Below are 11755 nucleotides of genomic sequence, written 5' to 3' on the forward strand. Positions count from 1 at the left end.
GCAGATTTGCTCGACGAGATTCAATCCTTGATGAGTGGCTTCGGCAGCAAGTTCACGATAAATTTTGCATGACTACTTAGTCCATTTCGCTGGTCTTGCCGTAGGCACTGATTTGCGCGACTGACTGGCCACACTGGTACGTCTGGCCGGTGCGGTTGTCGAAGCGATCGTCCTATACAAACTAGCTACCGCGCCAATTTGAGAAATGAGCGCGTGGCGCGTTCGATAAAGACGAGCGGCTTCTGTCCAAAATTGCCGGCAGCAACTGAACGTTGCACAGCCGATTAATGTTATCAGGGCAAACTATCTGAAAGCATGTTAAGACGATCGCTTCATATTCGCCTCCCTTATTCTGCGCTCAAGGTATTTCTGAGATAAATAGAACCCGCAACAGCTGCATCGTTTAGCGAACGGATTGACGCCCTTGGTATATCGAATCTCGGATGAAAGCGATATCGCCTCACCGGCCGGGGTAGCTCCACAATTAGGGCACTTGCACGCCAGCAACGAAAAAACCGTCCCGACCATCGTAACAAAAATTATACATATAAGCACTTTATGATAAGCCGATACCGAATACTTCCCAATAATGATAAATAAAAGTACTGAAGCGAGTCCAAACAATACCCTAATTTTCCTATTCTGAAATTTAGCTGCATTATTTCTCTGCCGCTCTTGTTCAGCCAACGAGGATAAATCAATTTCACGGACCATTTCTACCTTCTTTCCCTAGGTTACCTTTTGTAACTCCAATTATATACGTTCCACTTCCCCATCACAGCGATGCCAGTCACAGGCACTAGTACTTTCGCTCCCCAGTTTGCCCCCATGAAAGTCGAGTTCACTCCACCGCCGATCTGGCTTTGTACGCCTACTTTGGCATCAGCTGTACCCTGGAATAATGGCACACTGACTTCGATACCCACCTTGGTAGAAATTGCAATGGTGTGATCTTTCTGTTTGTCACCTATTCCGTCTTCATACAGAGTGGTGGATAACGAACCTCCGCCGTCTGGATGGTTTGGGGTACCTTCGGGATGAATAGCACCACCGTGTAAACTACCGCCGGCTCCGATTCCAAGACCAACCTCTGCCTGACTCACACCAATTTCCCCCTTTGATATGTTGACCTGGATTGTGGCTTCCGCATCAAAACCAACCCCAGCATAGATCCCGCCGCCCACTGCGAATTCGTGGTCGGATTGAAGCCAGTCATTTACTGCATTGATTGCTTTGTCGTCCGGGCTGACATGAACGACACGGATGATCTGCTGAGTGCCGTTAGCCAAGGTCTGGACAGTCTGATAGTCGTAGCTTTTCTCTTTCGAAACAGCCACTGGCGTCGTACCTACCAAAATTTGCGCTGGCGCCCTATCGGTGCCGCTACTGGTCGAATAGATAGGTTGCGGAGTAGAAGGACCAGTTCCGATAGGCTGCGTAGTGAATGTACCAGTTCCGATAGGCTGCGGTGTGGAAGTACCAGGTCCGAATTGTCCATCAATCGCGGGTAAGCTGGTGAGCAAACCGGTATCGACATTCAGAGACCCGAAATCGCCAGCGGTCAGGACCGGCACAGACGGGTGATCTTGCGTCAGGCTTCCGGTGTACGCCACGGCACTGCTCGGCGCCGACGGCTGGTCTACCCCGCCGTAGCTATTCCGGATACTGGTATGGTAACTCTCGCCAAATTGCTCCTTCGACATGTCCCTTCCGTTGATGGGCGCAACATCCGGCGCCACCATATCGGCGGGATGGCCCGGGTGGCCCGTGTTAAGTGCGACTATTCTGCGGACGATGCTGTCGTAGTCCTTATTGACAAACTCACGCAGGTTCGCGCCACCCTGTATCATTTTATAGACGTCGTAGGCCTGTACATAGAATATCGTCGGTATCGACGGGTCTTCCTGGAACCATCCCACATGGTTCATGATCTCCAGCACAGTAGCCGTTCTGGCGTCGGGTGTACCGCCGCCCAGCGTTGTGTAGGTAGTTCCGCCCGCGCCGATGTCCGCGTGTGCACTCTGCATCTGCCCTACGCCCTGCGTCGGTTTTCCCGCCCCCGTCGACACGGTTTGCGTCTTGGTGCTGGACGTCAAGCCGTTCACCTTCGGAATCACAACCTCCTTGAGAGAAGCAAGCTGCGACCCGGCCGTGATCCCATTCGCCTGTGCGATCAAGTACGCGAGCGACGCATCGCCGTACGCCGCCAAAGCGAGGCCCTGTAACGTATCGCCGGGGCGATAGTTCACAATCAGATCGCCGTTCGGGGCGAAATTACCTGGGTCCGGACTGGTGACCTGACGATTCTCGTACTCGGGGCTTGCCTGCATCTGCGTTTCGACTTCGAAGATCGACATGCCATGCGCCATCGCGTTGGTCCAGTACGACAGCTCCTGCGAACTCGGCGCACGTCCGAGCAATGCCTGGTACGCCTGCGTGACGAGGTCGGCCGCCGTCGGTCCCGGATCCGGTGCAGGATCGCCGCCACCGGAGCCGTCCCCGCTATGCAGCTGCTTGTATTCGTCGCTGTCCTTGATGCCGTCATAGACACTCTGGAGCGAATAGCCCTCGTCGACGACCGTGTGCACCCACCAAGCCAGGCCTGCGGCATCCGGGGCGCGGTCCAGCAGTTCCCAGTACATCGCCGTGATCGCGTCGGTCGGATCCGGCACGTCGCCCGTCGGCGGATCCCATACCGCGTAGACCTGCCCATCCACCACGAGACGGTTCCACGCTTCGTTGCCGTCGATCGTCTGCAGGATGTTGCCGTCGAAGTCGTTGGTCTGTTTGATGGTGCTGACCGTCCCCATCGCCGACGTCGTGTCGGTGCGCACCAGCTCACCGTTGACGTCGTACGCGTAGTGCGTGCTGGCGCTGACGGACACGCCGCTCGGCGCGGTCTTCGTCGTCGTGATGCCGCTCCTGTCGTATCCCTCCCCCTTGATCTCCGTAACCGTCGTGCGCGAGACGTTGCCCGAACCGTCCGTGATGGTGTACGACAGGACGTTGCCGACCGCGTCGTAGCCGCCGGCATAGCTGGTGTCCTGGACGAGTACCCCGGCGCGATCCGTGATCCGTTCATGCTGAAGGCGTCCGTCGGCATCATACTCACGGACCGTGCGGTTCGTGTTGAATGCGGCTCCCGGGTTGTTCGCAGCGGTCTGGGCATAGCCCGCCGGCAGCTTGTCGCCGCCACCGCTCTGGATCAGGTGACCGGCCGCGTCGTAGTAGTTCTGCGAGACGACGGTCGCACGCGACGGGTCCAGCGCATTGCCCTGGGCATCGATCGCGCCGATTGCGGTTTCGGACAGGCGTCCGGCCGCGTCGTAGCGGTAGTGCACCGTGATGCGGCCCTGGTGGACCAAGTAGCGCGTCGCGCCGTCGTCGCCGACCTGCGCCACCAGCTGGCTGCCCTGGAACGTGTCGCTGGTGCGATTGCCATTCTTGTCATAGGTGACGAGGTGGCCCTGCGCCGTGGTGAGATTGTTGGTGTCGGCGGTGTTGCCGTTCGCGGCACCTTCGACCATGACCTGGCGATTCATGTCGTCATACGCATACCAGAGATCCTGGGTTTCGCCCGCGAGGGACGCCAGGTTGCGCGTCACGACCCGGCTCACGCCGTCGATCGTCACCTGTTGCAGCACCGTGCCCGCGCCGTGCGCCTGCTGGGTCACATGGCGACGCAGCAGATTGCCGTCGTTGTCGTACTCCAGCAGGGCCGACGCGGCGGCGTCGCGACCGCACCTGGTATCAATTCCGAGTTCGACAAGCGCATCGACCGCTACGTGATCGAAGCGCGCCGTGCTCCGAGGATGGTCCTGGCTTCCGATGCGATCGAAGCCGCATCCGACACTGCCCTGCGGCAGCCGTTGTCGGAAGTCGAATGGCGTTGCGAACGCGATCCGGCCGCGCATGTACGGTTCCAGGCCTTGCGTCACGCCGCCGACCTGCCGAAGAACTCCGGGCGCCGGCGCCTTCGGCGGTCATGGCAAAGCTCGAGCGCTGACCCATGCTGCTGCAGCACCTCGTCGGTGCCACGATCTCCACCTGTCTGACCGGCCCCGCGCTCCATGGCCAGCTTCGCGATGCACTTGTCACGGACTTGAAACTGTCGGACCCGACGTCACAGCAGCCCTTCCGGGACACGGAAGCGCTGCGCTCGATCGGGAAGAGCCGCGGCGCTTCCGTGTCCCGGACATCGACGAGGCGCTGAAAGTGCTGTCGCCAAGCACCGTGTTCATCAGGAGCGAAGACGGACTTCCCTTTTTTGATGCCCTGTCGACGCTGCTCTTCGAGGCGTCGTATCAGGTCGTCCATTTTCGCAAGGAAGCTCTCGGCGAATACACACGCCTGCCCGAAAAACTGGACGATCCTGGTCGAGATGAAGCATGTCGAAACCGGCATCTGGCACCGCCGGATCAAACATGTGCTCGCGTAAAGCATGGTGGAGCGCGACCTGGCGCGTGCGTGCGTATGGCTCTTGTTATTGTGTGTCCGCGCTTACCAGAACAAGGATTGCGGGCCGAATCGGCGGATCGCCATCTCTCTCTTCGTTGGCGTGATCTTGCGTGTAGGCAGGAACTATTTGAAGGTTCGCCCCACGCCCCACATGGCGGACGCATCGATGGATCCCCTGCGTATTCTAAGCAATCAGATTTTTGAGTCTTGCCATCCGCGATTCTGACGCCACAACGCAGAGACGGACGCACAAAACAAAAAAGCCAGCTGATCGCTGGCCTTCATTTGTTTCGATTCAATCGAATCGTCGAATCCTGGTGGGCGGTGCAAGTTTCGAACTTGCGACCCCAGCAGTGTGAATGCTGTGCTCTACCCCTGAGCTAACCGCCCTACTTTTTACTGCTTTGCTGCGATTGCGTCGCTGCAATGACGAGCATTATAGGGGGAGTTTTGCGTTTTGTCACCCCTGCGGAGAATATTTTCTCCAAACACATTCTCCCTTCACGCCTTTGTCGAGTGCGGCAAGAACATTCTCGTGCTCGGCGAGCTCGTCGGCAGCAGCCGGCAGCACGAGGATCTCGCCCAGCGGACCGGCTTCCAGCACGATGCCGCCGCCGCTCGCCTCGACCTCGACGTCCATCGACAGCGTATTCTGGCCGCGGGTCATCGCCAGGTAGACGTCGGCCAGCAGCTCCGAGTCCAGCAGTGCGCCGTGCAGCTTGCGGTGCGCGTTCGAGATGCCGTAGCGGTCGCACAGCGCGTCCAGCGAATTGCGCTTGCCGGGGTGAAGTTCCTTGGCATGGACGAGCGTATCGATCACGTTCGAGCAGTGTTCGACGAACGGCGGCAGGCCCATGCGCTCGAACTCATGGTTCAGGAACGCAAGGTCGAACGGCGCGTTATGGATGATGATCTCGGCGCCCTGCACGAATTCGCGCAGTTCGTGGGCGATCTCGTGGAACTTCGGCTTATCGCTGAGGAACTCGGTCGTCAGGCCGTGGACCGCCAGTGCCGCTTCGTCCGAGTCGCGCTCGGGGTTGATGTAGCGGTGGAAGTTATTGCCGGTCAGCTTGCGGTTGAAGATCTCGACGCAGCCGACTTCGATGATGCGGTCGCCGGTGCGCGGATTCAGGCCTGTGGTTTCGGTATCGAGGACGATTTGGCGCATGCGCGTGGAAACTCAAAAAAGCGTGGAAAGAACCGGTAAGTATAACAAAATCAGGGAAATATCAACGCTTTAGCGAAGCCGCACCCATGTTGGCGAGAGCGTCGGCGCGCTCGTTGCCGGGGTGGCCGTTGTGGCCGCGCACCCAGCGCCATTCGACGGCGTGCTGCTGCTGGGCGGCGTCCAGCGCCTTCCACAGGTCGTCGTTCTTGACGGGTTCCTTCGCCGACGTCTTCCAGCCCCGCGCCTTCCAGCCGTGGATCCATTCCGAGATCCCCTTTTGCACGTACTGGCTGTCCGTGTGCAGGACGACCTCGCACGGGCGGTTGAGGACGGTGAGCGCCTCGATCACGGCGCGCAGTTCCATGCGGTTGTTCGTCGTGTTCGGCTCACCGCCGAAGATTTCCTTTTCGTGGCCACCATCTGCCACGAGCAGCGCGCCCCACCCGCCGGTACCCGGATTTCCCTTGCAGGCGCCGTCGGTAAAAATCTCAACTTTGGTCATGCTGCGCTTCTTCCTTATCTCTTACTTGTAATGTTCGTTGCGGTTCGCCGCCGGCACCGCCTGCGGCGCCTTGCTCGTCTTTTTATTCCAGGCCGGACCGATGATGCGCATGCCCTTCACGCGCTTGATCGCGTGGACCATGTACACGGCCCCGAGATACGGCCACCAGCGCTGCCCCGCCCCCTCGACGAAGGCGAAGCGGTTGAGCCATTGCGCGGTCCGGAACGGCGGCGCGTAGCAGCCGAAATGGCCGCGCGTGACGCCCAGATTCAATAATTTTAACCAGTCTTTCAGGCGGGGCATAGAGATGAACTCCCCCGCGGCCGGCAGGTAGTCGCTGCTCGTGATGCGCCCCATCCCCTGGCGCACCCCCCACAGGCTGGCCGGGTTGAAGCCGCAGATGATCACCTGGCCTTCCGGGATCAGCACGCGCTCGACTTCGCGCAGCACCTGGTGCGGCTCGGCCGCGAATTCCAGCACGTGCGGCAGCACGACGAGGTCCAGGCTTTGCGACGCGAACGGCAGGTCGGCGAAGTCCAGCGCGACGGCGATCTGCTTGCCGGTGGCGGCATAGACCAGTTCGTTGGCCGTCGACGTGCGCGTCGCCGCCTGCCATTTGTTGGGCATGCGGTTGGCGGCCAGCGCGTCGATCTGCGGCACGCCGATCTGGACCGCGTTGAAGCCGAAAATATCGACCGTCAGCTCGTCCAGGCACGCCTGCTCCCAGGCGCGCACGTACGCGCCCGCCGGCGATTGCAGCCAGCGGTCGAGCGCTATAATGGATTTTTCGGATGCCGCGCTGTCCATGCCCAACCTTTATCGATACCCATATGATTCCCGTGCCCACTGAGCTGGCTGTCCTGACCGTGCCAGCGTTCAAGGATAACTATCTTTGGCTCATCCATGACGGCGTGCATGCGGCAGTGGTCGACCCCGGCGATGCCGAACCGATCCTCGCGGCCCTGCAGGCGAATGGCCTGACCCTGACCGCCATTCTACTCACCCATCACCATGCTGACCACATCGGCGGCGTGACGCGCTTGCTCGAACACAGCAACGTGCCCGTCTTCGGTCCGCGCAACGACGGCATCGCCGTCGTGAACCACCCGGTGGGCGCAGGCGACACGGTCGAGGTGCCGGGCCTCGCGCTCGGGCTCGCCGTGCTCGACGTCCCCGGCCACACGAAGGGCCACATCGCATACGTGCGCCAGGATGCGGGCGCGCACTGGCTGTTCTGCGGCGACACCTTGTTCGGCGGCGGCTGCGGCCGCCTGTTCGAAGGCACGCCGGCGCAGATGATGGCCTCGCTCGCGAAGCTGGCCGCCCTCCCCGACGATACGCTGGTCTATTGCGCCCACGAATATACGCTGTCGAACCTGCGTTTCGCCGAAGCGCTGGAACCGGGCAACCGCGCGCTGCAGCTGCGTATCGCCAACGACAGCCAGCTGCGCGGCACGCACCTGCCCACGATCCCGTCGACGATCGCGATCGAAAAGGCGACGAACCCCTTCCTGCGCACGCGCGAGCCCGCCATCATCGGCAGCCTGACGGCGGCCGGCCGTCTCGCGCCCGGCGCCGACCAGGTGACCGTATTCGCCGCGCTGCGCGAATGGAAGAACGTTTTTTGACGACGGTCCGCTGCTACGCGGATCCCATCAGCCCGTATGCGTGGCTGGCCCTCGCCGATCTCGCGCGGATCGAGGCCGCGGGCGCGCGCGTCGTGGTGGTACCCGTGCTGTTCGCGGGCCTGCTGGACGCCCACGGCACTGTCGGGCCGGCCGAAATCGATGCGAAGCGCCGCTACATGGCCCGCGACGTGATGCGCGAAGCGGCGCGCCGCGGCCTGCCCTTCGCCGGTCCGCCCGGCCACCCGTTCAATCCGCTGACCGCCCTGCGGATGTGCACGGCCATCGACGATGACGCGCGTCGGCGCACGTTGTTCGTCGCGTTGACGCGTGCGACGTGGGAACGGGGCGAGGACTTGATGGATGCGGCGACGCTGGTCCGGCTGGCGGACGAGGCCGGGCTGGATGGCGCCGGACTATTCGCGGCGGCGCAGGCGCCCGCCGTGAAGCAGGCGCTGGCCGATGCGACCGCGCAGGCCATCGGCGAGGGCGTGTTCGGCGTACCGACGTTCCAGGTCGATGGGGAACTGTTCTGGGGTGCGGACCGGATCGATGCCCTGCTCTGGCATGTGCAGGGCAGCGGCATCGATGAAGACGCGTTTCGCGCGTTTATCGGCAGGGCGCCGCGCGCGCAACCTCAACGTTGACGACTCAGATTTATTCGTACAGCGGCAGCGTCAGGAACTCGGCGAATTCTTCCGAGGTCGACATCTGTTCGAAGATCTGCGCGGCGCGGTCGTAGGTCGGGCTGTCGCCGTTCGGGGCGGCCGCCTTCGCGTTGGCCAACTCCTGCGGGATCATCGCGCGCACCATCTCGGCCGTGACCTTGCGGCCGTCTTCCAGCACACCCTTCGGCGAGCGGATCCATTGCCACACCTGCGAACGGCTGATCTCGGCCGTGGCCGCGTCTTCCATCAGGTTGTGGATCGGCACGCAGCCGTTGCCGGCCAGCCAGGCGCCCAGGTAGTGGATGCCCACATTGATGTTGTAGCGCAGGCCCGCTTCCGTGATCGGGGTCTCCGGACGGAAGTCCAGCAGGTCCTTGGCCGTCACCTCGACGTCCGGACGCTGCTTGTCGATCTGGTTCGGGCGGTCGCCCAGCACCTTCTTGAACTCGGTCATCGCCAGTTCGACGAGGCCCGGGTGCGCGACCCAGCCGCCGTCGTAGCCGTCGGTCGCGTCGCGTGCCTTGTCGTTGCGCACGCCGCCCATCGCAACTTCGTTCTTTTCCGGATCGTTCTTGATCGGGATCAGCGCCGACATGCCGCCGATCGCCGGGGCGTTCCGCTTGTGGCAGGTCTTCAGCAGCAGCAGCGCGTAGGCGCGCATGAACGGCGCCGTCATCGTGACCTTCGGACGGTCGGCCAGGCAGAAGTCCTTGTCCAGCTTGAACTTCTTGATGCACGAGAAGATGTAGTCCCAACGGCCCGCATTCAGGCCAGCGCTGTGCTCGCGCAGTTCGTACAGGATCTCGTCCATCTCGAAGGCGGCGACGATCGTCTCGATCAGCACGGTCGCCTTGATGGTGCCTTGCGGCAGGCCCAGTTCGTTTTGGGTCATGACGAAGATGTCGTTCCACAGGCGCGCTTCCAGGTGCGATTCCATCTTCGGCAGATAGAAGTACGGACCGGCGCCGCGGGCCAGTTGTTCCTTCGCGTTGTGCACCATGAACAGGGCGAAGTCGAAGATGCCGCCCGAGATGCGCTTGCCGTCGACGAGGACGTGCTTTTCGTCCAGGTGCCAGCCGCGCGGACGGACGACCAGCGTCGCGACCTTGTCGTTCAGCTTGTATTGCTTGCCGTTCTGCTCCAGCGAGATCGTCTTGCGCACCGCGTCGCGCATATTGATCTGGCCGGTGATCTGGTTGTCCCAGTTCGGGGTGTTGGAGTCTTCGAAGTCGGTCATGTAGCTGTCCGCGCCCGAGTTCAGCGCATTGATGACCATCTTGCGCTCGACCGGGCCCGTGATTTCCACGCGGCGGCATTCCAGCGCCTTCGGGATCGGCGCGATCTTCCAGTCGCCGTTGCGGATGTGCGCCGTCTCGGGCAGGAAGTCCGGGCGCTCGCCGGCGTCCAGGCGTTTCGCGCGCTCGACGCGGGCGGCCAGCAGCTGCTGGCGGCGCGGTTCGAATTCGCGGCTCAGTTTCGCTACCAGCGCGAGCGCTTCCGGCGTCAGGATCTGTTCATAGCCGGGCTTGATCTCGGCCCGGATTTCCATTCCGGCTGGGGTGGCGATGGTCATTGCGTTCTCCTGTTCTAGTATGAAATGTGGACAGTGCCGATGTTCCTGGCACAAGCCAGCTTGGCGTTTGATATTGCTTCCAGTATATTCACTATTAATCGCCTAAACGAGACAAAAAATATATTCATTTATGCTTTTTTGTCACAAGTGACGAACAGAATCGAGGCATTCCTTTGGACCATTTCCGTCAGATATCTACCTTTGTCGAAGTCATTGCCCGCGGCAGCCTGTCCGCGGCCGCGCGCGCGGAGGGCATCGCGCCGGCCATGATCGGCCGCCGCCTGGACGCACTCGAGGCGCGCCTGGGCGTGAAACTCTTACAGCGTACCACGCGCAAGCTGGCGCTGACGGACGAAGGGGCGGTGTTCCTTGAGGATTGCCAGCGCATCCTTGCCGAGCTCGAAGAAGCGGAAGCGGCCGTGTCGGAACGGAGCGCGCGCGCCACCGGGCATCTCGTCGTGTCCGCCCCCGCCGGCTTCGGGCGCCAGCACGTGGCCCCGCTGGTCCCCTCCTTCCTGGCCGAACACCGCGAAGTGAGCGTGAACCTGAACCTGTCCGACCGCGTCGTCGACGTCATCGGCGAAGGCGTCGACATCGCGATCCGCATCGCGAGCCTGACGGACTCGAACCTCGTCGGCGTGAAGCTCGCGGACAATCACCGCGTCGTCGTCGCGACGCCCGGCTATCTGAAGCGCCATGGGACGCCGCAGACGCTGGCCGACCTGTCGAAGCACAATTGCCTGGCAATCAGCAGCCAAGGCAGCCAGCGGGGCTGGACGTTCCGCGACCACGGCAAGATCGTCACAATGAAGGTAGGCGGCAATATGGTGTGCAACGACGGCGCCGTGTTGCACGACTGGGCGATGGCCGGGCGCGGGCTGGCCTGGCGGTCGATGTGGGAAGTGAGTTCGGAAATCGAAGCGGGCCTGCTGGTGCCCGTGCTGGAACAGTTCGCGGCGCCGGGCAACGATATCTATGCCGTATTCGCGCAACGCCGTCACTTGCCGCTACGCATCAGAGTATTCGTGGACTTTCTGCGCCATGCGTATTCTCAGCCGGATTACTGGCGCAAACCGGGCTGACCGGCATGAAACGATAGAGCAAAAAAAAATCCTCGGAAGCTCCGAGGATTTTTTGTCATCAATTCAGCAGATTACAGCGGCTGAATGTTCGATGCTTGTTTGCCTTTCGGACCGGAGGTCACGTCGAACGAGACGCGTTGGTTCTCCTGCAGGGACTTGAAGCCCTGGCTCTGAATCGCCGAGAAGTGCGCGAACAGATCTTCGCCGCCTTCGTCCGGGGTGATGAACCCGAAGCCTTTGGAGTCATTGAACCATTTAACGATGCCAGTTGCCATTACAATTTCCTATTTCAGTTGAAGTGGACCGAAGTCCGTTTACGATCGTTTGAAGAAGCAAGAAACAAATGACAGACTAACTGCACTGCTACCGCGAATCCAACGATCCCTAATTATACCGAATAAACCCGCATGTACACGGTTTTCGCAAAATAAAACCGGGATCCGTGACAATTCCTGAAGCCAACCTTTTTACGGATCCCATTTGCGTCGGCAGTACGCAAAATATAGGGCATGGATGCGGATAAAGTTTGTCCTAAATCAAACGATTTCGGGACAGGTGCTTTGTTGTGACGCTATACAGAAGACTCGTCGTTCGGGTATGCGGCCTTCGGATCGACGCTGCCCCACGCGATGAACACATCCAGTTCGGACAGCCACGCGTCCCACTCCTCCGGGGCGAC

General features: G+C 61.0%; 10 protein-coding genes and 1 tRNA gene. 4 read left to right on the plus strand and 7 right to left on the minus strand.

The genetic code is table 11. From position 1 onward, the window contains the following. Nucleotides 1-734 precede the first annotated feature (734 nt). Nucleotides 735-3914, minus strand: coding sequence for a DUF4214 domain-containing protein (locus ACEN88_RS14690; protein WP_413340675.1), 3180 nt, complete (start codon nucleotides 3912-3914; stop codon nucleotides 735-737). Between the two features lie 95 nt (nucleotides 3915-4009). Here ACEN88_RS14690 and ACEN88_RS14695 point away from each other — a divergent pair, with 95 nt between their 5' ends. Next, nucleotides 4010-4213, plus strand: a complete 204-nt coding sequence (locus tag ACEN88_RS14695; protein ID WP_413340677.1) for a hypothetical protein — start codon at nucleotides 4010-4012, stop codon at nucleotides 4211-4213. A gap of 560 nt (nucleotides 4214-4773) precedes the next feature. On the opposite strand, the gene ACEN88_RS14700 is transcribed toward ACEN88_RS14695, so the two are convergent. The 4 genes from ACEN88_RS14700 to ACEN88_RS14715 all read right to left on the minus strand — a co-directional run bounded on the left by ACEN88_RS14700 (nucleotide 4774) and on the right by ACEN88_RS14715 (nucleotide 6935). Further along, nucleotides 4774-4848, minus strand: a tRNA-Val gene (locus ACEN88_RS14700). 70 nt (nucleotides 4849-4918) lie between these two features. Then, a complete protein-coding gene (dnaQ, locus tag ACEN88_RS14705; protein ID WP_413340679.1) occupies nucleotides 4919-5626 on the minus strand; it encodes a DNA polymerase III subunit epsilon in 708 nt (235 codons plus the stop codon). Nucleotides 5627-5687: 61 nt separating this feature from the next. After that, nucleotides 5688-6128 (minus strand): ribonuclease HI, encoded by a 441-nt coding sequence (rnhA, locus tag ACEN88_RS14710; RefSeq protein WP_413340681.1) that lies wholly within the window; start codon nucleotides 6126-6128, stop codon nucleotides 5688-5690. A gap of 21 nt (nucleotides 6129-6149) precedes the next feature. Then, on the minus strand, nucleotides 6150-6935 hold the full coding sequence (locus tag ACEN88_RS14715) for a class I SAM-dependent methyltransferase (RefSeq protein ID WP_413340684.1): 786 nt from the start codon (nucleotides 6933-6935) through the stop codon (nucleotides 6150-6152). Nucleotides 6936-6958: 23 nt separating this feature from the next. On the opposite strand from ACEN88_RS14715, the gene gloB reads away from it, so the two are divergent. Continuing rightward, the gene (gene gloB / locus ACEN88_RS14720) at nucleotides 6959-7756 is read left to right on the plus strand and encodes a hydroxyacylglutathione hydrolase (protein WP_413340686.1); all 798 of its coding nucleotides are present in this window, start codon (nucleotides 6959-6961) and stop codon (nucleotides 7754-7756) included. Further along, nucleotides 7738-8400 carry a 2-hydroxychromene-2-carboxylate isomerase gene (locus tag ACEN88_RS14725; protein ID WP_413340688.1) on the plus strand — a complete coding sequence of 221 codons (663 nt, stop codon included), beginning with the start codon at nucleotides 7738-7740 and terminating at the stop codon, nucleotides 8398-8400. Before gloB ends, ACEN88_RS14725 begins: the two co-directional genes overlap by 19 nt. A 10-nt stretch (nucleotides 8401-8410) precedes the next feature. Here ACEN88_RS14725 and aceB read toward each other — a convergent pair whose 3' ends face one another. Further along, a complete protein-coding gene (aceB, locus tag ACEN88_RS14730; RefSeq protein WP_413340689.1) occupies nucleotides 8411-9994 on the minus strand; it encodes a malate synthase A in 1584 nt (527 codons plus the stop codon). 173 nt (nucleotides 9995-10167) lie between these two features. Here aceB and ACEN88_RS14735 point away from each other — a divergent pair, with 173 nt between their 5' ends. Beyond that, a complete protein-coding gene (locus ACEN88_RS14735) occupies nucleotides 10168-11076 on the plus strand; it encodes a LysR family transcriptional regulator (protein ID WP_413340690.1) in 909 nt (302 codons plus the stop codon). 71 nt (nucleotides 11077-11147) lie between these two features. Here the strand turns inward: ACEN88_RS14735 and ACEN88_RS14740 are convergent, their stop codons facing one another. Continuing rightward, a complete protein-coding gene (locus ACEN88_RS14740; protein ID WP_036166698.1) occupies nucleotides 11148-11351 on the minus strand; it encodes a cold-shock protein in 204 nt (67 codons plus the stop codon). Nucleotides 11352-11755 lie beyond the last annotated feature (404 nt).

It is taken from the genome of Massilia sp. CT11-108, assembly GCF_047302915.1.
In the GTDB taxonomy this organism is placed as follows: Bacteria; Pseudomonadota; Gammaproteobacteria; order Burkholderiales; family Burkholderiaceae_D; genus Telluria; species Telluria orientalis.